Source organism: Bradyrhizobium sp. 1200_D9_N1_1 (genome assembly GCF_052075915.1).
GTDB classification, from domain to species: Bacteria; Pseudomonadota; Alphaproteobacteria; order Rhizobiales; family Xanthobacteraceae; genus Bradyrhizobium; species Bradyrhizobium diazoefficiens.
In genome coordinates this window covers 7,013,461-7,034,218 of the sequence record NZ_CP197226.1, presented here as the reverse complement: position 1 = coordinate 7,034,218, position 20,758 = coordinate 7,013,461, and the positions used below count along the sequence as shown (strand labels likewise).

Sequence of the window (20,758 nt, the reverse complement as noted above, 5' to 3'; positions counted from 1 at the left end):
GACATGCGGAAATTTCATTCCGCCAAACGCGATATCGACGCGTGATGGCGTCAGCGCGCCTGCTCGATATAGGCGGCGAGGATGGCACGCTCCTCGCTGGTCATTTCGGTGATGTTGCCGGGCGGCATCGCGGTGGACCAGGCCGCGACGCGTCCGATCAGGCGGATGTTGCGATGGATGTGCTCGGGCGCGTCGAGCAGGATGCCCTTCGGCGCAGTGACGATGCCGGCCCAGACCGGCTCGGCCGCATGGCACATGCTGCAGCGGGACATCACGATCTCCTCGACATTGGCGACCGTGACCGGCGTCGACAGCGCGCCGGTCTTCACCTCGCGCGGGCCGGCGGCGGACAGGAAGAGGATCGCGATCACGCCCACGGCGGCCACGCCCCACACCCACCACGGCGATTGGCGCCCGGCATGGCGCTCGTTGAAGAAGTGGCGGATCACCGGCCCGAGCGCCAGGATGATCGCGACGATGATCCAGTTGAAGCGCGTGGCGTAGAGCAGGGGATAGTGGTTGCTGATCATCAGCACGACCACCGGCAGGGTCAGATAGTTGTTGTGGACCGAGCGCTCCTTGCTGGTCTTGCCGAGCTTCGGATCCGGCGCCTGTCCCGCGATCAGCGCTGCGACGATCTTCTTCTGGTTCGGGATGATCAGCGTGAAGACGTTGGCGACCATGATGGTGCCGATGATCGCCGCGATCTGGTTGAACGCGCCGCGACCGCTCAGCACATGGGTGAAGGCGTAGGTCAGCGCGACCAGGAACAGATAGCCGCCGATGGCGAACGGCAGCTCGCGCTGCGCCAGTCCGCTGCGGCAGGCAGCCTCGTAGAGCGCCCATGCCAGAGCCAGGCTGAAGAAGCTGAACAGCCCGGCCTGGAATGGCGTGAGGTCGAGGATCGACTTGTCGACCAGGAACAGGTCGGCCTCGAGATAATACACCACCACCATCAGCGCGAAGCCGGACAGCCACGTGGTGTAGGCCTCCCATTTGAACCAGGTCAGATCGTCCGGCATCTGGGTGGGCGCGACCAGGTATTTCATGATCCGGTAGAAGCCGCCGCCATGGACCTGCCAGGCTTCGCCCTGCACGCCATCAGGCAGATCGCCGGGCAGATCGCTCTTGGGCTTGAGGCTGAGGTCGAGGGCGATGAAATAGAAGGAACTGCCGATCCAGGCGATCGCCGCCACCACGTGCAGCCAGCGGAGCAGCAGGCTCGCCCATTCCGATATGATGGATCCCCACATGATCACCCCATCAGGTGCGACATGGACGCCGCAGCTTTCATGGCCGCAACCGGCGGCCGCTCCCTTGCAATGTGTTGCACCTATCCGTGATGTTTTCCAGTACGATGGGTCGTGGCTGATGCACATCGTGCGGGCATGAGCTGATGTGGGATGCGGCAGGCGTTTTTCCCGCCGGATCGATCGGCGTTGACGCTTGAGACATGCGCGCCGGGAGGAAGACGACGTGAAAAACAGGATATGGTCCGCAGCGATGGCCGCGGGATTGCTGGTCGCGGCCGCGACATCTGCGCAGGCCGAGCCGGTAATGCAGGGCAGGGACGCCTATGGCGACTGGCAGTCCGACAGGCCCGGCACCGTCAGGTTGATCCGGCCGCAGGATCTGGTCAAGCCTGGTGCCACGCGGTCGGTTGCGAGCTTCGCGCGCGTGGTGCCGCGGCCGTCGGATGCCTCGCCGCAGGTGCCTCCGGGTTTCAAGATCGAGCTGTTCGCCGAAGGCTTGCGCGCGCCGCGCATCGTACGCGTCGCGCCGAACGGCGATGTCTTCGTCGCGGAGACGCGGGCGGGCACCATCCGCGTGCTTCGTGCAGGAGAGGGCGGCAAGGTCGCGGCCAACGAAGTCTTTGCCAGCGGTCTGCGGCAGCCATTCGGCGTTGCCTTCTTTCCGAACGGCGACAATCCGCAATGGGTCTATGTCGCCAACACTGACAGCGTCGTCCGCTTTCCCTATCAGGCCGGTGACCTCAAGGCGCGCAGCAAGGCGGAGAAGATCGTTGCGAGCCTGCCGCATGACGGCGGCCATTCGACCCGCGACATCGTCTTCACGCCCGACAACAAGCGCATGCTGGTCTCGGTCGGCTCGCTCAGCAATGTCGCCGAGGGCATGGGCACGCCGCCGGGCGGGATGGATGCGTGGTCGAAAACGCAGCCGCTCGGCGCGGCCTGGGCCAGCGAGACCGAACGCGCCACCGTGCTGGCGTTCACTCCCGACGGCAAGGAGCGGAAGATCTACGCCACCGGCATCCGCAATTGCGTCGGCCTCGCGATCCAGTCGCAGACCGGCCTGCCGTGGTGCTCGACCAACGAACGCGATGGCCTCGGTGATGACCTCGTGCCCGACTACGTGACCAGTGTGAAGGAGGGCGCCTTCTACGGCTGGCCGTGGTTCTATATCGGCGGCAACGAAGACCCGCGTCATGCCGGTGCGCGACCGGACCTCAAGGACAGGGTGACGATCCCCGACGTGCTGATACAGCCGCATTCGGCCTCGCTCGGTATGACCTTCTATGAAGGCACGCAGTTTCCGTCCGACTACCAGGGCGATGCCTTCGCCGCCGAGCACGGCTCCTGGAACCGCTCCAAGCGCACCGGCTACAAGGTGATCCGCATCCGGATGAAGGACGGCAAGCCGACGGGCGAGTACGAGGACTTCGTCACGGGGTTTGTGCTGAGCGACACGGAGGTGTGGGGACGGCCGGTGGGCGTGGCGGTGGCGAAGGATGGGGCGCTGCTGATCTCGGAAGATGGCAATGGCACGATCTGGCGGGTAAGCCACCCATAATTTTGGAGATGGCGTCGCTATCTTGTCGACACCCCTTAACAACGGGTGAAAGCCGCCGAAACTACTTGCAACAACCGTTGATACTAGCCAAGGTAGAGCGTTCTTTGGGGGGAGAGCAAAATGGAAGGACTGGGGACAACTGAGCCGTTGGTTACGGCGGCTTGGCAGTGGTTTAGTATCGGACTAGGCGTCGCTTTCCTGGTCACCATCGGCATCATTGTCCTTTTTGTTTTCAAGGGAGATACCGAGTACGGGATCGATCAAGGATTTCTCGGACTTATTTTGATGCTGACTACCATTTTCTATCTTGTGGCTTTTTCATTTTTGGTCGCCGCGTCGACTAAGGGGTTGGATATTAAGGTGACGGTCGTAGTTGTCGATGCTCTCGTCCTGATCGGAAGCAAACTATTGGCGCCGCGCTTCCTCACCTACTTATCGTCATGAACGTCCGGAGTTGAGTGCTATCCTCTTCTCACGCTCGCCCCTCCATCCACCGGCAGCGTCACACCCGTAATGAAATTCGCCTCGTCCGACGCCAAAAACAGCGCGGCGTTCGCGACGTCCCATCCCGTGCCCATCTTCCTGCGCAGCGGCACCTTGCTGTCGCGCTCGGCTTCGACCTCGGCGCGGGTCTTGTGCCATTCGCGGGCTCGGGTATCGACCGCCATCGGCGTGTTCATCAGGCCGGGCAGGATGACGTTGGCGCGGATGCCGTATTCGGCGTTCTGGTAGGCAAGCTGTTCGGTGAAGGCGATCATCGCTGACTTTGTCGCCTTGTAGGCGACATATGGATACGTCGTGATCGCCGCCATCGAGGAGATGTTGATGATGGTGCCGCTTCGTTGCGCGCGCATGATCGGGATGACTTCTTTCGCCGCCAGGATGCAGCTCTTCAGATTGATGGCGACGACGCGGTCGAAAGCTTCCTCGGTGAGTTGAAGCAGCTCGGCATCGCCGCCGGACAGGCTGACGCCGACATTGTTGTGCAGCACGTCGATCCGGCCCCAGCGCGTTTGCGCGTCCTCGATCATCGCCTTGATATCGGCGGACTTGGTCACGTCGGCCTTGAAGGCTGCAGCGGTGCCGCCGTTGGCGGCGATCATGACGACGGTCTCCTGCGCCGACTCCAGGTGGTGGTCGACGCACAGCACCTTGGCACCCTCGCGCGCGAAGGTGAGCGCGGTAGCGCGGCCATTGCCCATGCCTTCGCCGGGGCTCTGGCCGGCGCCGACGACGATCGCAACCTTGTCCTTCAAGCGCATCTCAGTTCACTCCGGGGATCGGGTACTGCTGGAGTACCTCTTTGTAAGCGGGCTCGTTGTCGATCTTCATCGTCGCGAGCACGCGCACGACGCCGCAATAGAAGGCAATGGTGAGGACGAGATCGACCATGTGCTCGTCGGAAACGTGCTGCTTGATCTCGGCAAAGGTCGCGTCCGACATCGCGAGCTCGCGCACCATCTCGCGGGCGCCTTTCAGGACCGCCCTGGCCAGCGGCTCGAGCTTCGAGGGCTTGCCCTCGGTCTCCGCCATCAGGCCTGCGATGTCCTCGTCGGTAACGCCGAACTCCTTGCCGATCTTCACGTGATGGGTGAACTCGTATTCCGATCTCTCCATCCAGCCGACCTGGAGGATCGCAAGCTCCCGCAGGCGCGGGTCGAGCTTGCTCTTGAAGCGGATGTAGCCGCCGATGCCGTTGAAGGCGCGCGCCATCTCCGGCGAGTTGACCAGCAGCTTGTGCAGATTGGTGTTGCGCTTGAGCATGTCGCGATATTCAGGCGCGACCTGGTCGGCCTCGAGATAGGGCAAGCGGGCCATCCTCAGAATTCCTTCCGTCAGTGTTCTTGCGACTCGCGTTCGGGGGCCTGCAGCGTCACGCCGCCATCGATCACCTGCACCTTGGCGCCGGCGTGGGCCAGCACAATTGCTGCAGCGCGGCCGTTGCCGTCGCCCGCGGCGCCGCTGCCGCTGATGAGCGCCACCTTGCCGGCGAGGCCGGCATCGTCCTCAGGGCCCTGCATCCCGTTTCATCCCGATATTTTCGTGCAAACTAGCAATGGAGTGCGGAGGTGAGAAGGCCGGCCGTCCCGCGTAGATGTCATTGACATCGCATGGAATTGCATGCCGCCGCGCGAGACGCTCCGCGGTTGAGCAGGCGCGGCGCGGAACCATCTTCACACAACTGCGTTTGCGGCGGGGGCGTTTTTCACGTTAGGCTTGCCCCCGGGGCTTCCCAATCGCCAGTGGCTTGCCGATGAATCTGCTCGATCCACAAGGGCCGGTGGCTGCCGCCAACAGCACCATCCTGGTCGATTCCGTCTTCATCATGCTTACGATCGTGGTGCCGACCATCATCGTGATCCTGGCGTTTGCGTTCTGGTTTCGCGCGTCCAATACCAAAGCGCGCTTCCAGCCGGACTTCGTCTATTCCGGGCGCGTCGAGATGGTGGTGTGGGCGATCCCGGCGCTCACCGTGATCCTGCTCGGCGGCGTGGCCTGGATCGGCTCGCATCGACTCGATCCCGCGGCGCCCGTGCCGGGCACCGGCAGTCCGGTGCGCATTCAGGCCGTCTCGCTCGACTGGAAATGGCTGTTCATCTATCCCGACCAGCGCATCGCCACCGTCAACACGCTGACGGTGCCGGCCGGCGCCGAGCTGAATTTTCAGCTCACCTCGTCGAGTGTGATGAACGTGTTCTTCATCCCGCAGCTCGGCAGCATGATCTACACCATGAACGGCATGGTGACGAAGCTGAACCTGCGCGCCGACAACGAGGGCAAGCTTCAGGGACTGTCGGCGCATTTCTCCGGCGACGGCTTTCCCGACATGATGTTCGACGTCAACGTGATCTCGCCGCTCGCCTTTCCGGATTGGGTCGCGAGCACGGCGAAGTCCGATGCCGTGCTGAACGAGGAGAGCTACAAGAAGCTGATGCAGCAGGGCATCGAGAGGGGCAGGCCGACCTATCGCCTGGAAGATCCCCGCCTGTTCGACCTGATCGCGACCCAGCACATTCCGCCGGGGCCTGGTCCGGAACTGCTATCCGATGCGGGCCGGCCGCACAGTGGAGGCCACGATGCTCGGTAAGCTCGATTGGTCGGCCATTCCATTTGATCAACCCATTCCGCTGATCGCGGGCGCGGTGGTGCTGGTCGCGATCCTCGCGGTGCTGGTCTGGGTCGTGGTGAAGGGGCATCTGCCGTATCTCTGGCACGAGTGGATCACCAGCGTCGACCACAAGCGGATCGGCGTCATGTACATCCTGCTGGCTTCGATCATGCTGCTGCGCGGCGGCAGCGACGCGATCATGATGCGGATCCAGCAGGCCGTGGCCTACCAGTCGCAGGGCTATCTGCCGCCGGAGCATTACAACCAGATCTTCTCGGCGCACGGCACCATCATGATCTTCTTCGTGGCGATGCCGTTCGTGATCGGGCTGATGAACCTCGTCGTGCCGCTCCAACTCGGCGTCCGCGACGTCGCATTTCCGACGCTCAATTCGGTCGGGTTCTGGCTGACCGCGACCGGCGCGCTGCTGGTCAATCTCTCGCTCGTGATCGGCGAGTTCGCCCGTACCGGCTGGCTCGCCTTCCCGCCGCTGTCGGGGCTGTCCTATTCGCCGGGCGTCGGCGTGGATTACTACGCCTGGTCGCTCCAGATCTCCGGCGTCGGCACGCTGGTCGCCGGCATCAATCTCGTCACCACCGTGCTGAAGCTGCGTACCAAGGGCATGAACTATCTGCGCATGCCGATGTTCTGCTGGACCACGCTGGCCTCCAATCTCCTGATCGTCGCGGCGTTTCCGATTCTCACCGCCACGCTCGCGATGCTGCTGCTCGACCGTTACCTGGGCTTCCACTTCTTCACCAACGAAGCCGGCGGCAATGTCATGATGTTCATGAATTTGATCTGGGCCTGGGGGCATCCGGAGGTCTACATCCTGGTGCTGCCGGCCTTCGGTATCTTCTCCGAGGTGGTGTCGACCTTCTCCGGCAAGGCGCTGTTCGGCTATCGCTCGATGGTGCTCGCCACTATGGCGATCTGCGTGATCTCCTTCATGGTCTGGCTGCACCACTTCTTCACGATGGGGGCGGGACCCGACGTCAACGCCATCTTCGGCATCGCCAGCATGATCATCGCGGTGCCGACGGGGGTGAAGATCTACAACTGGCTGTTCACGATGTATGGCGGCCGTATTCGCTTCGCGACCCCGATGCTGTGGGCAGTCGGCTTCATGGTCACCTTCATCATCGGCGGCCTGACCGGCGTGCTGGTCGCGGTGCCGCCGGCCGACTTCATGCTCCACAACAGCATGTTCCTGGTGGCGCACTTCCACAACGTCATCATCGGAGGCGTGCTGTTCGGCGCGTTCGCCGGCTTCGAATACTGGTTTCCGAAGGCGTTCGGCTTCCGCCTCGACGAGCGCTGGGGCAAGCTCGCGTTCTGGTTCACCTTCCTCGGTTTCTATGTCACCTTCATGCCGCTCTATATCGCCGGCATGCTCGGCATGACCAGGCGGTTGCAGCATTACGACGTCGCGGCGTGGCGGCCCTGGATGCTGGTTGCGGCGGCCGGCATGGCCGTGCTGACGATCGGTGTGATCTGCCAGATCATGCAGCTCGTCGTCAGCATCAGGAATCGCGAGGCCCTGCGCGACCGCACCGGCGATCCCTGGGACGGGCGTTCGCTGGAATGGGCGACCTCCTCGCCGCCGCCGGTCTTCAACTTCGCTTTCAGTCCCGATGTGCGCGGCGAGGATGCCTATTGGGACATGAAGACCCATGCCCGGCAGCAATCGTTCGAGCACGATGCGCCCGAATATCACGACATCGAAATGCCGCGGAATTCCCCGACCGGCTTCATCTGCGCGTTCTTCGCCACCATCATGGGCTTTGCGCTGATCTGGCACATCTGGTGGATGGTGATCCTGGGCGGCATCGGCGCGTTCGCGACCTTCGTCGTGTTCGCCTGGCGCGACCATGACGAATACGTCATTCCGGCCGACGAGGTCGCCCGCATCGATCGCATCAATCTCGAGGAACGTCGCAGCCTCGTCAGCATGGCGGGGGTGGTCTGATGTCGATGACCGCGACCGTCGGCCGTGCGCATGCCGATCCCCATCATATCGGGCTCGTGGTCGAGCATCCCGGGCCGGCGTCGAAGCGGATCGTGACCGCCTACGGCTTCTGGGTGTTCCTGCTCTCCGACATCGTGATGTTCTCCTGCTTCTTTGCGGCCTATGCGGTGTTGTCTGGCCAGACCGCCGACGGCCCCAAGGGCTCGGAAATCTTCGAGCAGCGGAACGTCGCGATCGAGACGGTCTGCCTGCTGCTGTCGAGCTTCACCTGCGGCATGGCCAGCATCGCCGCCGACGTGCGCAACCGGTTCTGGTTCTATCTCGGCATGGCCGTGACCTGCGTGCTTGGCCTGATCTTCCTGACCATCGAGTTCCGCGAGTTTGCCGATCTCGTCGCGCGCGGCTACGGCCCCTCGCGCAGCGCCTTCCTGACCTCGTTCTTCTCGCTGGTCGGCTGCCATGGCCTGCACGTCTCGGCCGGCGTGCTCTGGCTGCTGACCATGATGGCCCAGGTCTTTGCAAAAGGCTTTCGCGCCGACGTGTTGCGGCGGATGATGTGCTTTGCGCTGTTCTGGCACGCGCTTGATATCATCTGGGTCGGGGTGTTCTCCGTCGTCTACCTGCTTGGGGGGGCCGCATGAGCGATCAGACCCATATTCCGACCGGGCACGATCTCGCGCCGGGCGAGGAAGAGCAGCATAGTGTCGGTGAGCGGATCCTGGGTTACGTCGTCGGTCTTGTGCTGGCGCTGTTGCTCACGGCGACGTCGTTCTTTATCGCCGGCACCGATCTGGTCTGGCAGCCTTCGATCCCGGTCGCGCTGATCGTGCTGGCGATCGCGCAGATGGGCGTGCACCTGGTGTTCTTCCTGCACATCACCACGGGCCCTGACAACACCAACAACGTGCTGGCGCTGGCCTTCGGACTGCTGGTCGTCTTCCTGGTGGTCGGCGGCACGGTCTGGATCATGTCGCACCTGAACGGGAACATGCCGCCTATGGACCAGATCATGCGGATGCGGAATTAGGGGGCACAAAAAAGAAGAGCCGCTTGTTTGTGACAAGCGGCCCAAGTCTAGGGAGGAAACGCCCGAGCAAAGCAATCCGAACCGGATTGCTGCCAAGGAAACGCACGCGCAAGCGCTTGCGTAGGCTTATAAGCTAAGCAACTCCCGACGGAGTTCAATTCCGGATCAATACTGTCTCCGGCTACCGCTCACGGCGGCGTGAACGGCTTGTTCACTTGGGCCGGCGGCAATTATAGGCCCTGCGGAAGCCGGCGGCCTGGGCGTCGTCCTCCGAGCAGAACCAGCGGTCCGGCTTGGTCGTCGCCGGATAGCTTGGGCAGCCCCGCAAATGGTAGATGCCGATATTGCCGGTGACGCGGGCGCGCACCGCGAGCTTGCCCTTGACGCTGCAACTCGGCGGCATCGTCAGCTCGTCCGGAAACAGCACGGCGCGGATCTCCTTGTCGCGGTCGGAGCGGCAGGCGGCGCCCAGCAGCGCGCCATCCTTCTTGCCGCTGCGGAATTCTTGCGGTGCAACAAAGCAGCCTTTCCAGATCCCGGCCGAAGCCGTCTTGGCTTCGGCTGCCGCCGGCTTGACGTTGGCCTTGATCGGCTCGCGCGCGATGGCGAAGCCGAGCTTGACCAGTTGCTCGTTCAGGCTGGCCTTGTCGCCCTCGGCCGTACAGATGGCGCGGTGGCGTTTGCCAAAGCTCTTTTCCGGCCCGACATCGTCACAGCGCACCGCCCGTTTGCCGATCAGCTTGGCCAGCTGGTCGCGGGCCTCGATGCCACAGGTCCAGGGATCCGCGTGATCGTCGATGCAGACCTGGTCGAGCTCGGGCGCGTCGACGCCGTCGAGCCGGTAGGTGACGTCGCCAAGCTGGATGGAATTGGCGTCCCGGACGGTCGCCGTCGCGGTCAGTGCGAACGCAGGCGCTGAGGAGGCCAGAAATCCGGGCAGAGCAAGAAACAAAACAAGCGCGAAAGCGCGGGCGGCGGCAAATGAATTCTCGAAGGACATACGGTCTCGCTATCGATTGCTCTTTCGCCTCGTTCCTAGCATCCGGATGTGGCGATACCAATGGTCTGCGCCCTGCGAAGTGCGACATTCCGGCCCCGCGGCTTTACTCAGCCGTCGCTCTGACCCTATCGTTCGTGCCGGCCTCACGGACTGCGGAGGCCGAATCGCCCGGGAAGCGGCGAGGGGGAGGAAAAAGATCGCGATGAAAGACCCCGTGGACGTCCTGATCATCGGCGCCGGCGCTTCAGGCGCGGCGGTGGCGTGGTCGCTGGCCGAGACCAAGATGCACATTCTCTGCCTGGAGCAGGGCGGCTGGATGAACCCGGCGGAATATCCCAGCACGGGCCGGGACTGGGAAGCCAAGTTCTACGGCGAGTGGTCGTCGAGCCCGAACGTCCGCGGCCGGCCCGAGGACTATCCGATCAACGACGACAATTCGCCGATCAAGGTCGTCAACTACAATGCGGTCGGCGGCTCGACGGTGATGTACACCGCGCACTGGCCGCGGCTGCATCCTTCCGATTTCAAGGTGAAAACGCTCGACGGCGTCGCCGACGACTGGCCGATCGACTACGACGCGCTGACCCCGTTCTTCGAGGAGAACGACCGGATGATGGGCACATCCGGCCTGTCGGGCGATCCGCTCTCGCCGCTGACGCATCCGCCGATGCCGCAACAGCCGATGGGATTGTCCGGTGCGATCATCGGCAAGGCCATGAACAAGCTCGGTTGGCACTGGTGGCCGTCGGACACCACGGTCGCGACCATGGATTATGAGGGCCGGGCTCGCTGCATCAATCTCGGCCATTGCACGCCGGCCTGCGCGCAAGGCGCCAAATCCTCGACCGACATCACCTATTGGCCGCATGCGGTCCGCGCCGGCGTCGAGCTGCGCACCCATTGCCGGGTGCGCGAGATCACCACCGACGAGAACGGCATGGCCTCGGGCGTGGTCTATTACGACAAGGACGGCGTCGAGCAGTTCCAGCCGGCGCATGTCGTCATCATCGCCTGCAACGGCGTCGGCACGCCGCGGCTGCTCTTGAACTCCGCGTCGGGGCGCTTTCCGAATGGGCTTGCCAATTCGTCGGGCCTCGTCGGCAAGAACCTGATGTTCCATCCCTATGCGCAGATCTACGGCTATGTGAAGGAGCCGACCGATAGCAACCGCGCGCCCCCGACCTGCCTGTGGAGCAAGGAGTGGTATGACACCGATCTGTCGCGCGGCTTCGTGCGCGGCTACGGCGTCCAGTTCGTGCGCGGGGCAGGGCCGGTGTTCGAGGCCGTCGTCAGCGAGCAGAAGGGCATCCTGCCCTGGGGCGCCGATCATCACCGTGTGTTCCGCAAGCTCAACGGCCATCGGCTGGGTTTCTCCGCGATCTGCGAGGACCTGCCGGAAGAGCACAATTGCGTCACGCTCGATCCTGTCCTGAAGGACAGCCACGGCATTCCCGCGCCGAAGATCGACTATACGATCAGCGAGAACAGCCGGAAGATGATGGAGCACGCGCTGTCGCGCGGCCGCGAGGTGCTCGAGACCGCCGGTGCGACCGACATCTGCGTCAACTCGCCGATCCCCTGGGGCGGCTGGCATCTGCTCGGCACGGCGCGGATGGGCACCGATCCCGAACGCTCCGTCGTCAACGAGTGGGGCCGCTCGCACGACGTGAAGAACCTCTTCATCGTCGACGGCAGCATCTTCGTCACCTCGGGCGGGGTCAACCCGACCTCGACCATCCAGGCCCTCGCGCTCTACATCGCCGACCAGATGAAGCAGCGCCTCGCCAATTTGTTCGATTGAGGATTTTCATGACCGAACAGATCACCCTCACGCCGCGGCAGCGCCAGGATTTGCGCGCCATCGCCGCGATGATCATTCCACCGAGCGAGGAATACCGGGTTCCCGGTGCCGATGACGAGATCATCCAGGCCGACATTCTTGCGAGCCTCGGCCGCGACACGAGGCCGGTCGCGGCTGCGCTCGATCATCTGGCGCGGCTCGCCGGCATGCCGCTGGCGGACCTCGAACCCGCCGCGCGCGATGGCGTCGCGCAGCAGTTCCGCAGCTCCGGCGGCGCGGCTACTCTCGTCCGCGTGGTGCTGCAATGCTACTACCGCGACGACCGCGTGCTGCGCTCGCTCGGGCTGGAGCTGCGCGCGCCGTTCCCGAAGGGCTATGTGCTCCCGGATGGCGACTGGTCGCTGCTCGACCCGGTCAAGGCGAGGGCGGGCACGCTGCGACGGGCGCCCTAGCCACCTGGGCAGTCAATACCCGGCAGTCCAGCCTTGCGCCCCAGGCGGGCTACTTGCGCGAGGGGGAACAGGCCACCATTTGTGTGAGCCTCAAGGACTCTTGCCATGCTGGATTTTACCTCAGATATCGCCGGTGACGCCGCGTCATCGCGAACGACAGCGGCTGCGCCGGTCGATGACCGGGCCCTGCTGGACGCCTATTCCAATGCCGTGATCGACGTCACCGAGCGCGTCGGCCCTGCCGTCGTGCGCGTCGAGACCGGGCCCAAGGTGCCGAACGGCCGCGAGCGCGCCGGGCTCGGCTCGGGCATCGTGATCTCGCCGGATGGGCTCGTGCTCACCAACAGCCATGTGGTCGGCGCCTCCAAGGAGATCCGGCTGCGGGATGTGGAAGGCCATGTCGGCGACGCCCAGGTGCTCGGCGCCGATCCCGACACCGATCTTGCGCTGCTGCGCGCCAACGGCGTGCGCCACTTGCCCTATGCCGCGCTCGGCAACTCCAAGACCCTGCGGCGCGGCCAGCTCGTGATCGCGATCGGCAATCCGCTCGGATTCGAATCGACCGTGACCGCGGGCGTGGTCTCGGCGCTGGGACGCTCGATCCGTTCGGTCAGCGGCCGCACGATCGAGGACGTCATCCAGACCGATGCCGCGCTCAATCCCGGCAATTCCGGCGGGCCGCTGGTGTCGTCGAATGCCGAGGTGATCGGCATCAACACCGCTATCATCAATGGCGCGCAAGGCATCTGCTTTGCGGTCGCCAGCAACACCGCCCAATTCGTGCTGGCGGAGATCATCCGACACGGCTATGTCCGCCGCGCCTATATCGGCGTCGCCGGGCAGACCGCGCCGGTCCCGCGGCGGCATGCGGTGCTGGCCGGCGTCGAGAATAAGATGGGCGCGCTTCTGATGCAGATCGAGCCGGACGGGCCGGCCGCGAAGGCGGGCCTGTTGCCCGGCGATGTCGTGATCAGGCTCGACGGCGTCGAGATCAACGGCGTCGACGACCTGATCCGCGTGCTCGACCGCGACCGGATCGGCCGGCGGCTCGCCATGGACGTGCTGCGGCTCGGCCGCCTGCGGGCGATAGACATCGACCCGATCGAGCGCAAGCCCGCCCGCTAGCTGCGAGCCCGCGGGCGAGGTATGACGATGTCATGCCTCGCCTCCGGAAAATTGCCGCATGATGCCGGCGCATGAGACTTACGACGTCATCGTCGTCGGCGCCGGTGCCGGCGGCATGACGGCGGCGGCGGTCGCCGCCGCCGAAGGCCTGAGTGTGCTGGTGATCGAGAAGACCGCGTTCGTCGGCGGCACCACCGCGTGGTCCGATGGCATGGTCTGGATTCCTGCCAATCCCAAGATGAAGGCGGCGGGGCTTTCCGACAGCGTCGCCGATGCCGTGCAGTATCTGTCGAGCACGGTCCCCGAGCCCGCCAATGCCGGCCTGCGCGCGGCCTTCCTCGCGCGCGGGCCTGAGGCCGTCACCTATCTCGAAGCCAAGACGGAAGTGCGGTTCCTGCCGGTGAAGACCTGTCCGGACTATTATCCCGAACGGCTGGGCGCGACATCAGGCGGGCGCGCGCTCGAGCCCGTGGCTTTCGACGGCACGCGGCTGGGCCGGGCTTTCGCGCGATTGCGGCCGCCGCTGCCGGAGTTCACGCTGTTTGGCGGAATGATGGTCAATCGGCTCGACATTCCGCACCTGCGCCGGATCGGAAAATCGCTGCGTTCGACCCTGCGCGCGGCGCGGCTGGTCTCGGAATACATGATGCAGCGGCTGCGCAGCCCGCGCGGCACCACGCTGCATCTCGGCAACGCGCTCGCCGCGCGGCTCTACGCCTCGCTGCTGGCGCGGCAGGGCGAGATCCTCTTCAGCGCGGATGTCGAGGATTTGTCGATGCAGGGCGATCGCGTCAGCGGGGTGGTGATCCGTCACGGCTCCCGCGACCGCGCGATCGCGGCGCGCCGCGGCGTGGTGCTTGCGACCGGCGGCTTTTCGCACGATGCCGCTTTGCGTAAGCGGTTCTTCCCGCCTGCGGCAGGATTTGTCTCGGCGACCAGTCCATCAGGCACAGGCGACGGGCTTCGGCTCGCGGCGACGGCCGGTGCTGCGCTCAATACCGAGGCGACGAGCCCGGCCTATTGGGTGCCGGCCTCGCTGTTCCGCCGCGCTGACGGCAGCCGTGGTGTTTTCCCGCACACGGTGACCGATCGCGCCAAGCCCGGCGTGATCGCCGTCAACGCCGCGGGCCGGCGCTTCGTCAACGAGGCGCTGTCCTACCATGAGTTCGTGCTCGCCATGCTGCGCGACGGCCATGGCGAGCCCGATCGGCCGTTCTACCTGATCTGCGATCGTCAGTTTTTGTGGAGCTATGGCCTCGGCCGCATCAAGCCGTTCACGCGTAACTTTCGGCGCTATGTCGCGAGCGGCGAGTTGGTCGAAGCTCCCGACATCACGCAGCTCGCTGCGAAGATCGGCATCAAGCCGTCTGTGCTCACAGCGACGATCGCGGCCTACAATATTGACGCGAAGGAGGGACGCGATCCCGAATTCGGCCGCGGCACCACGATTTACCAGCGCCATCTCGGCGATATCAGCCACAAGCCGAACCCTTGCGTCGCGCCGATCCTCCGCGCGCCGTACTTCGCGCTGCGGATCTATCCGGCCGATCTCGGCACGGCGATCGGCATGAAGGTCGATGCGCAGGCCCGTGTGCTGCGGGGCGACGGCACGCCGATTGCGGGCCTTTACGCCTGCGGCAATGACATGGGCTCGATCATGAACGGCAACTGCCCTGGCCCGGGGATCACACTCGGGCCGGCGCTGACGTTCGGGTATATCGCGGGACGGCATCTGGCGGAGGGTGGTGTGACGCGCGAGTTGGCAAAAGAGCAGATGTGATCTGGGCGGCGGCCTCTTCGCCTCTCCCCGCTTGCGGGGAGAGGGAGAGAAACATTACTCCGCCGCCGCTGCAAACCGGCTGTTCTCGAGCTCTGCTTCCAGCCGCGCCGTCTCGGCCATCGCCTGCTTGATATTGCCTTCCTTGACGTGGCCGAAGCCGCGGATCGTCTCGGGCACGCGAGCAAGCCTTGCCAGCAGCGGGATCTGCGCCGCTTTCAGCCCAACGATCCGCTGATCGATCATCGTCAGATAATTCTCGATCAGCTTCCGCTCGGTCCGGCGCTCCTCAGTGCGGCCGAACGGATCGAACGCGCCACCGCGCAGGAATTTCAGCTTGGCCAGCACGCGGAAGGTGTGGATCATCCAGCCGCCGAACTCCTTCTTCCGGAGATGCCCGGTCGTCTTGTCGCGCTGCGCGAAGATCGGCGGGGCGAGGTAGAACTTCAGCGAAAAGTCGCCGTCGAACTTCTCCGAGACCTTCTTGGCAAAGCTGCCGTCGGTGTAGAGCCGCGCGACCTCGTACTCGTCCTTGTAGGACATCAGCTTGAACAGATTCTTGGCCACGGCCTCGGTCAGCTCCGTGGACGCGGGCGAGGCCGCGCTCTCCGCCTTGCGCACCTTGGCGACGGCTGCGAGGTAGCGGTCGGCATACGCCTTGTCCTGATAGCCGGTCAAAAATTCCGCGCGCGTTGCGATGATGTCGTCGAGCGATTTGGTCGGCGCGGACGCCCGGCTCTTGAACTGGAGCACGCTGCGCACCCGCGACATGTCGTGGGCGGCCAGGCGCCCCCAGGTGAAGGCGAGCTTGTTCATCTCGATTGCAGCGCCGTTGATCTCGATGGCGCGGAGCAGGGCCTCCAGCGACAGCGGAATCGCGCCCTTCTGGAAGGCGAAGCCGAGCATGAAGGGATTGGTCGCGATGGAATCGCCCATCAAGGCTGCGGCAATGCCTGTCGCGTCGATGATGTCGAGATTCTTGTCGCCGACGGCGTCGCGCAACACGGTCTGCATCGTGCCCATCTCGAAATCGAGATCGGGGTTTTGCACGAAGCTCGCGGTCGGCTGCAGATCGGCATTGATATAGGCCTTCGTCACCCCGCGTTCGGCGCGGCTGAGCGCGGAGGGACCTGCCGAGACGATCATGTCGCAGCCGAGGATGACGTCGGCGCCGCCGGTGGTGATGCGGACGGCGGAGATATCCTCAGGCTTCGGCGCGATGCGGACATGGCTCATCACCGCGCCGTTCTTCTGCGACAGGCCGGTGAAGTCCAGCGCCGAGCAGCCGCGGCCGTCGACATGGGCGGCCATGCCGAGCAGCGCGCCGATGGTGATGACGCCGGTGCCGCCGATGCCGGTGACGAGGATGTTGTAGGGGCCGTCCAGCTCACGCGCCGGCGGCAGCGGCAGATCGGCGAACAGCTGGCCGGAGTCCACCGACGACGTCTTGATGCGCTTGAGCGTGCCGCCATGCACCGTGACGAAGCTCGGGCAAAAGCCTTCGACGCAGGAAAAGTCCTTGTTGCAGTTCGACTGGTCGATCTGGCGCTTGCGGCCGAACTCGGTCTCCAGCGGCTGTACCGAGACGCAATTGGAAGCTTGCGAGCAGTCGCCGCAGCCTTCGCAGACGAGCTCGTTGATGAAGGCGCGCTTGGCGGGATCGGGATAGAGCCCGCGCTTGCGGCGGCGGCGCTTTTCGGCCGCGCAGGTCTGGTCGTAGATGACGACCGTGAGGCCCTTGATGTCGCGCAATTCGCGCTGCACGGCATCAAGCTCGCGGCGGTGATGGATGGTCGCGCCTTGCGGGAAGTAGTTGCCTTCGGGGTATTTGCCCGGATCATCCGAGACGATCGCCAGCCGCTTGACGCCTTCGGCCCAGACCTGATGCGCGATCTGCGCGACGTTGAAGGCGCCCTCGGCGGGCTGACCGCCGGTCATCGCGACGGCGTCGTTGTAGAGGATCTTGTAGGTGATGTTGATGCCGGCGGCGGAGGCGGCGCGAAGGGCGAGAAGCCCGGAATGGGTGTAGGTGCCGTCGCCGAGGTTCTGGAAGATGTGCTGCTCGGTGGTGAAGGGCGACTGGCCGATCCAGTTCACGCCCTCGGCGCCCATGTGCGAGATCAAATCGGTACGGCGGGTCGGCATGCTCAGGGCCATGCCGTGGCAGCCGATGCCGGCCATGGCGCGGCTGCCCTCCGGCACGCGCGTCGAGGAATTGTGCGGGCAGCCCGAGCAGAAGAACGGCGTGCGCGCGAGCTTGATCGGCGCGCTGGTGGTGACGGGATTGTCGAAGGCCTCGAGCCGCGCTAGGCGCTGCTCGAGCACCGGGCTGTGATGGCCGAGCTTGCGCAGCCGCGCCACCAGCGCGCCAGCCACGATGGTCGGCGTCAGCTCGCCCTCGCTCGGCAGCAGCGGCGCGCCGCGCTCGTCGCGCTTGCCCGTGACGGTCGGGCGCCTCGACGCGTCGATGTTGTAGAGGATGCGCATCAGCTGGTCTTCGATGAAGCCACGCTTCTCCTCGACCACCAGGACGTCCTGAAGTCCTTCGGCGAAACGCCTGGCGCCGCTCTCCTCGAGCGGCCAGGTCAGCGCGACCTTGTAGATGCGAAGGCCGAGATCCTGCGCGTCCTTGTCGGTAATCCCTAAGTCGGCGAGCGCTTGGCGCAGATCGAGATAGGCCTTGCCGGTTGCGACAATGCCGAGCCGGGCCGGCTTTGAATCGAGCACGATGCGGTCGAGCTGGTTGGCGCGGGCAAAAGCCTGCACGGCGGCCATCTTCGGGCCGAACAGGCGCCTCTCGGCGTCCAGCGGCGGATCGGGCCAGCGGATGTTGAGGCCGCCGGGCGGCATCTCGAAATCATGGGGCAGCTTGATCTGGATACGTTCAGGGTCGCTGTCAATCGACGCCGAGCTTTCGACGGTCTCGCTGATCGCCTTGAAGCCGACCCAGCAGCCGGAGAAACGCGACAGCGCAAAACCGTAGAGACCGAGATCGAGATAGTCCTGCAGCGTCGCCGGATTGATCACGGGGATCAGCGCCGCCGCGAACACCTGCTCGCTCTGATGCGCGAGCGTCGAGGACTGGCAGCCATGGTCGTCGCCGGCCAGCGCCAGCACGCCGCCATTGAGCGAGGTGCCGGCCGCATTGGCGTGCTTGAGCGCGTCAACCGAGCGGTCGACGCCGGGGCCCTTGCCGTACCAGATGCCGAACACGCCATCGACCTTGGCGCCGGGAAACAGCCCGACCTGCTGGCTGCCCCAGACCGCGGTCGCAGCCAGGTCCTCGTTCAGGCCGGGCACGAAGGCGATGTCGTGCTGCTGGAGGAAAGACTTCGCCCGCCACAGCGCGTGGTCGTACATGCCGAGCGGGGAACCGCGGTAGCCGGAGATGAAGCCGCCGGTGTTGAGGCCCTGAAGCCGGTCGCGTTCGCGCTGCAGCATGGGCAATCGAACCAGGGCCTGCGTGCCGGACAGGAAGATCCGCTTCGATTCGAGCCGGTATTTGTCGTCCAGCTCGACCTGCATCAGCGTCATTTCGGAAGTCCTTGTTATCCTGGTCGGGCGGGGGATTTTGCGCCGCGGGAGGCTTGCGGCTGAGCGAAGCGGGAGATCGCAGTCAAGAGCATGGGCCGGCGAAGTCAATATCGCTGGCCGCATCCGTGGCGCTCCTGCTAGTCATGGCTTGTTGTGGAGAACATCATGACCGCAGACGCATTCGACACCGAGATCACCGAAACGGCCAAGGCCTTGATCGGGCCGTGGCGCCGGCCGCGCCAGATGCTTCACGCGCAGGTCTACGATGCGCACGCCTCGATCCATGACGATGCCACCGCGCAGAAGCTCGGCTTCAAGGGCGGCACCATCGAAGGACCGACGCATTTCAGCCAGTTCGCCCCGCTTGGCGCGCGGTTGTGGGGACAAGCGTGGTTCGAGAGCGGCTGCCTGTCCGCGCATTACCGCAGCGTCTGCTACGAGGGCGAGGAGGTGCAGGCGATTCTGTCGAATCCATTGCCGGGCGCGAGCCAGTGCCAGATCCAGATGGTCAAGCGCGACGGCACCGAAGTGCTGCGCGGCACGGCCTCGGTCGGCGAACCGCACGCGGCGACCGCGCTGGAGACCCGCCTCACCGAGCTCAAGCCGCTCGCCGATCCCGTGATCCTGCGCGAGGTGACGGTCGCGCAGACCAGCAAGCGCCAGCCGGTGCGGATGGCGTTCGACCAGACCATGGGCGACCTCTATCCGTTCTCTCTCAGGCAGAAGCTCGCCGTCATCACCGAGAACTCTCCTTACTATTCGGGAACGGACAATCCGTGGCGCAAGCCGATCATCCCGATGGAGATGCTGAGCGTGCTGTTCCAGTACCGCTCCAAGGACGATCCGTTGCCGGCCAAGGGCCCGGCGGTCGGCCTGTTCGCCGACCAGGAGATCAGGCTGGTGAAGGGCCCGCTCTTCGTCGACGAAGGGTACGAAGTCGAGCGCGAGGTGGTCGCGCTGTCCGGCAGCCGACGCACCGAAAGCGCCTGGGCTAGGACGCGCGTGTTCGACAAGACGGGCACGATGGTGGCCACCATGCTGCTCAACATGGCGACGCTGAAGGACTCGTATGGGCCGTATGAGGAAGAGTATCGGCGACTGTATGGGGCGGGGCGGTAGAGGCAGGGCGTCACCACACACGCTCCTTGTCATTCCGGGGCGACGCGGAGCGTCGAGCCCGGAATCCATTTCGCCTCGGGTATTGCGGCCCGATGGATTCCGGGCTCGCGACTTCGTCGCGCCCCGGAATGACGCCGCTTCCCCGCCCATCCTTTAAGCAAATGCACGTCGCAAAGCCGTCGCACAGGGAATAAGCAGCCGTCGGCTGCTGACGTAACCTTCTGAGTGCGCAGCAAATTCTCTCGCGGCCTGTGTCCCACCGCAATTGTACACAATGGCACGGCGTTTGCAGAACTGCCGGCAAAGAGAGTTCTCGCGGGGGCCTTGAGTCATGTTGAACTCGACCAAGCCGACACTGGGCGTCATCAGCGCCGAGCCCGAGCCGATCAGGCTCGACTGGCCCGCCACCGCGCTTCTCATCATCGACATGCAGCGCGATTTCATGGAGCCGGGCGGCTTCGGCGAAACGCTCGGCAATGACGTCAGCCAGCTTGCGCGTGCGGTGAAGCCGATCGGCGCGGTGCTGAGGGCGGCGCGCGACACCGGCATGCTGGTGATCCACACGCGCGAGGGCCATCTGCCCGACCTCTCCGACGCGCCGCCGGCGAAAGTCGAGCGCGGCGCGCCGAGCCTTCGCATCGGCGATCCCGGCCCGATGGGGCGCATTCTCATTCGCGGCGAGGCCGGCCATGACATCATCCCCGAGCTCTATCCGCTCGACAGCGAAGTCGTGATCGACAAGCCGGGCAAGGGCGCGTTCTACGCCACCGAGCTCACCGACGTGCTGGAGAAATACGGCATCGAAAATCTGCTGGTGTGCGGCGTCACCACCGAAGTGTGCGTCAACACCACGGTGCGCGAGGCCAATGACCGCGGCTATCGCTGCGTCGTGATCTCGGACGGCTGCGCATCCTACTTTCCCGAGTTTCACGAGATGGGCCTGAAGATGATCAAGGCCCAGGGCGGCATCTTCGGCTGGGTCGCTGACTCAGCCGCAGTACTGGAGGCGATGAAGATTTCCACATCAGCTTAGG

18 protein-coding genes are annotated in these 20,758 nt (G+C 64.8%); 12 read left to right on the top strand and 6 right to left on the bottom strand.

Annotated features, from left to right (window positions below; all coding sequences use genetic code 11):
* Nucleotides 1–50: 50 nt before the first annotated feature.
* Nucleotides 51–1,253, bottom strand: coding sequence for a urate hydroxylase PuuD (locus tag AB5K84_RS33600; RefSeq protein ID WP_063921425.1), 1,203 nt, complete (start codon nucleotides 1,251–1,253; stop codon nucleotides 51–53).
* Nucleotides 1,254–1,476: 223 nt separating this feature from the next.
* On the opposite strand from AB5K84_RS33600, the gene AB5K84_RS33595 reads away from it, so the two are divergent.
* Both AB5K84_RS33595 and AB5K84_RS33590 read left to right on the top strand, forming a co-directional pair.
* Entirely contained in the window at nucleotides 1,477–2,811 is a 1,335-nt protein-coding gene (locus AB5K84_RS33595; RefSeq protein ID WP_011085494.1) for a PQQ-dependent sugar dehydrogenase, read from the top strand.
* Nucleotides 2,812–2,931: 120 nt separating this feature from the next.
* Nucleotides 2,932–3,255, top strand: a complete 324-nt coding sequence (locus AB5K84_RS33590; RefSeq protein WP_011085495.1) for a hypothetical protein — start codon at nucleotides 2,932–2,934, stop codon at nucleotides 3,253–3,255.
* A 17-nt stretch (nucleotides 3,256–3,272) separates the two neighbouring features.
* On the opposite strand, the gene AB5K84_RS33585 is transcribed toward AB5K84_RS33590, so the two are convergent.
* Genes AB5K84_RS33585 through AB5K84_RS33575 form a run of 3 tightly spaced genes read right to left on the bottom strand, consistent with a single transcriptional unit; the run spans nucleotide 3,273 to nucleotide 4,832 of the window.
* Nucleotides 3,273–4,073: an SDR family NAD(P)-dependent oxidoreductase gene (locus tag AB5K84_RS33585; protein WP_011085496.1), complete on the bottom strand. Its 801-nt coding sequence runs from the start codon at nucleotides 4,071–4,073 to the stop codon at nucleotides 3,273–3,275.
* A gap of 1 nt (nucleotide 4,074) precedes the next feature.
* Nucleotides 4,075–4,629 carry a carboxymuconolactone decarboxylase family protein gene (locus AB5K84_RS33580; RefSeq protein ID WP_011085497.1) on the bottom strand — a complete coding sequence of 185 codons (555 nt, stop codon included), beginning with the start codon at nucleotides 4,627–4,629 and terminating at the stop codon, nucleotides 4,075–4,077.
* 17 nt (nucleotides 4,630–4,646) lie between these two features.
* Nucleotides 4,647–4,832 carry a hypothetical protein gene (locus AB5K84_RS33575; RefSeq protein WP_038965851.1) on the bottom strand — a complete coding sequence of 62 codons (186 nt, stop codon included), beginning with the start codon at nucleotides 4,830–4,832 and terminating at the stop codon, nucleotides 4,647–4,649.
* A gap of 233 nt (nucleotides 4,833–5,065) precedes the next feature.
* On the opposite strand from AB5K84_RS33575, the gene AB5K84_RS33570 reads away from it, so the two are divergent.
* Genes AB5K84_RS33570 through cyoD form a run of 4 tightly spaced genes read left to right on the top strand, consistent with a single transcriptional unit; the run spans nucleotide 5,066 to nucleotide 8,916 of the window.
* Nucleotides 5,066–5,899, top strand: coding sequence for a ubiquinol oxidase polypeptide II (locus AB5K84_RS33570; protein ID WP_011085499.1), 834 nt, complete (start codon nucleotides 5,066–5,068; stop codon nucleotides 5,897–5,899).
* The gene (gene cyoB / locus AB5K84_RS33565) at nucleotides 5,889–7,889 is read left to right on the top strand and encodes a cytochrome o ubiquinol oxidase subunit I (protein ID WP_011085500.1); all 2,001 of its coding nucleotides are present in this window, start codon (nucleotides 5,889–5,891) and stop codon (nucleotides 7,887–7,889) included. The genes AB5K84_RS33570 and cyoB overlap by 11 nt, the downstream gene beginning before the upstream one ends.
* Nucleotides 7,889–8,530: a cytochrome (ubi)quinol oxidase subunit III gene (locus tag AB5K84_RS33560; protein WP_011085501.1), complete on the top strand. Its 642-nt coding sequence runs from the start codon at nucleotides 7,889–7,891 to the stop codon at nucleotides 8,528–8,530. Before cyoB ends, AB5K84_RS33560 begins: the two co-directional genes overlap by 1 nt.
* A complete protein-coding gene (gene cyoD / locus AB5K84_RS33555; RefSeq protein WP_011085502.1) occupies nucleotides 8,527–8,916 on the top strand; it encodes a cytochrome o ubiquinol oxidase subunit IV in 390 nt (129 codons plus the stop codon). Before AB5K84_RS33560 ends, cyoD begins: the two co-directional genes overlap by 4 nt.
* Nucleotides 8,917–9,127: 211 nt before the next feature.
* Here the strand turns inward: cyoD and AB5K84_RS33550 are convergent, their stop codons facing one another.
* Complete coding sequence (locus AB5K84_RS33550) at nucleotides 9,128–9,916, bottom strand: thermonuclease family protein (RefSeq protein ID WP_011085503.1); 789 nt, start codon at nucleotides 9,914–9,916, stop codon at nucleotides 9,128–9,130.
* Nucleotides 9,917–10,118: 202 nt separating this feature from the next.
* Between AB5K84_RS33550 and AB5K84_RS33545 the strand changes: the two genes are divergently transcribed.
* The 4 genes from AB5K84_RS33545 to AB5K84_RS33530 all read left to right on the top strand — a co-directional run bounded on the left by AB5K84_RS33545 (nucleotide 10,119) and on the right by AB5K84_RS33530 (nucleotide 15,074).
* Nucleotides 10,119–11,717, top strand: a complete 1,599-nt coding sequence (locus AB5K84_RS33545) for a GMC family oxidoreductase (protein WP_063921426.1) — start codon at nucleotides 10,119–10,121, stop codon at nucleotides 11,715–11,717.
* 8 nt (nucleotides 11,718–11,725) lie between these two features.
* Nucleotides 11,726–12,169: a hypothetical protein gene (locus AB5K84_RS33540; protein WP_011085505.1), complete on the top strand. Its 444-nt coding sequence runs from the start codon at nucleotides 11,726–11,728 to the stop codon at nucleotides 12,167–12,169.
* A 105-nt stretch (nucleotides 12,170–12,274) separates the two neighbouring features.
* A complete protein-coding gene (locus AB5K84_RS33535) occupies nucleotides 12,275–13,294 on the top strand; it encodes a S1C family serine protease (protein ID WP_011085506.1) in 1,020 nt (339 codons plus the stop codon).
* A gap of 58 nt (nucleotides 13,295–13,352) precedes the next feature.
* On the top strand, nucleotides 13,353–15,074 hold the full coding sequence (locus AB5K84_RS33530; RefSeq protein ID WP_011085507.1) for an FAD-dependent oxidoreductase: 1,722 nt from the start codon (nucleotides 13,353–13,355) through the stop codon (nucleotides 15,072–15,074).
* A 54-nt stretch (nucleotides 15,075–15,128) separates the two neighbouring features.
* Here the strand turns inward: AB5K84_RS33530 and AB5K84_RS33525 are convergent, their stop codons facing one another.
* Nucleotides 15,129–18,623: an indolepyruvate ferredoxin oxidoreductase family protein gene (locus AB5K84_RS33525; RefSeq protein WP_370163677.1), complete on the bottom strand. Its 3,495-nt coding sequence runs from the start codon at nucleotides 18,621–18,623 to the stop codon at nucleotides 15,129–15,131.
* 147 nt (nucleotides 18,624–18,770) lie between these two features.
* Between AB5K84_RS33525 and AB5K84_RS33520 the strand changes: the two genes are divergently transcribed.
* Together AB5K84_RS33520 and AB5K84_RS33515 are read left to right on the top strand one after the other, a co-directional pair.
* Nucleotides 18,771–19,724, top strand: a complete 954-nt coding sequence (locus AB5K84_RS33520) for a hypothetical protein (protein WP_038965847.1) — start codon at nucleotides 18,771–18,773, stop codon at nucleotides 19,722–19,724.
* 331 nt (nucleotides 19,725–20,055) lie between these two features.
* Nucleotides 20,056–20,757: a cysteine hydrolase family protein gene (locus AB5K84_RS33515; RefSeq protein WP_011085510.1), complete on the top strand. Its 702-nt coding sequence runs from the start codon at nucleotides 20,056–20,058 to the stop codon at nucleotides 20,755–20,757.
* Nucleotide 20,758 lies beyond the last annotated feature (1 nt).

Excerpts from the sequence above, each read along its gene's own strand:
- AB5K84_RS33540 (WP_011085505.1), top strand. The coding sequence starts at position 11,726 with ATGACCGAACAGATCACCCTCACGCCGCGGCAGCGCCAGGATTTGCGC.
- AB5K84_RS33580 (WP_011085497.1), bottom strand. The coding sequence starts at position 4,629 with ATGGCCCGCTTGCCCTATCTCGAGGCCGACCAGGTCGCGCCTGAATAT.
- AB5K84_RS33600 (WP_063921425.1), bottom strand. The coding sequence starts at position 1,253 with ATGTGGGGATCCATCATATCGGAATGGGCGAGCCTGCTGCTCCGCTGG.
- AB5K84_RS33515 (WP_011085510.1), top strand. The coding sequence starts at position 20,056 with ATGTTGAACTCGACCAAGCCGACACTGGGCGTCATCAGCGCCGAGCCC.
- cyoB (WP_011085500.1), top strand. The coding sequence starts at position 5,889 with ATGCTCGGTAAGCTCGATTGGTCGGCCATTCCATTTGATCAACCCATT.
- AB5K84_RS33530 (WP_011085507.1), top strand. The coding sequence starts at position 13,353 with ATGATGCCGGCGCATGAGACTTACGACGTCATCGTCGTCGGCGCCGGT.
- AB5K84_RS33535 (WP_011085506.1), top strand. The coding sequence starts at position 12,275 with ATGCTGGATTTTACCTCAGATATCGCCGGTGACGCCGCGTCATCGCGA.
- AB5K84_RS33570 (WP_011085499.1), top strand. The coding sequence starts at position 5,066 with ATGAATCTGCTCGATCCACAAGGGCCGGTGGCTGCCGCCAACAGCACC.
- AB5K84_RS33585 (WP_011085496.1), bottom strand. The coding sequence starts at position 4,073 with ATGCGCTTGAAGGACAAGGTTGCGATCGTCGTCGGCGCCGGCCAGAGC.
- AB5K84_RS33575 (WP_038965851.1), bottom strand. The coding sequence starts at position 4,832 with ATGCAGGGCCCTGAGGACGATGCCGGCCTCGCCGGCAAGGTGGCGCTC.
- cyoD (WP_011085502.1), top strand. The coding sequence starts at position 8,527 with ATGAGCGATCAGACCCATATTCCGACCGGGCACGATCTCGCGCCGGGC.
- AB5K84_RS33550 (WP_011085503.1), bottom strand. The coding sequence starts at position 9,916 with ATGTCCTTCGAGAATTCATTTGCCGCCGCCCGCGCTTTCGCGCTTGTT.
- AB5K84_RS33560 (WP_011085501.1), top strand. The coding sequence starts at position 7,889 with ATGTCGATGACCGCGACCGTCGGCCGTGCGCATGCCGATCCCCATCAT.
- AB5K84_RS33520 (WP_038965847.1), top strand. The coding sequence starts at position 18,771 with ATGACCGCAGACGCATTCGACACCGAGATCACCGAAACGGCCAAGGCC.
- AB5K84_RS33545 (WP_063921426.1), top strand. The coding sequence starts at position 10,119 with ATGAAAGACCCCGTGGACGTCCTGATCATCGGCGCCGGCGCTTCAGGC.
- AB5K84_RS33590 (WP_011085495.1), top strand. The coding sequence starts at position 2,932 with ATGGAAGGACTGGGGACAACTGAGCCGTTGGTTACGGCGGCTTGGCAG.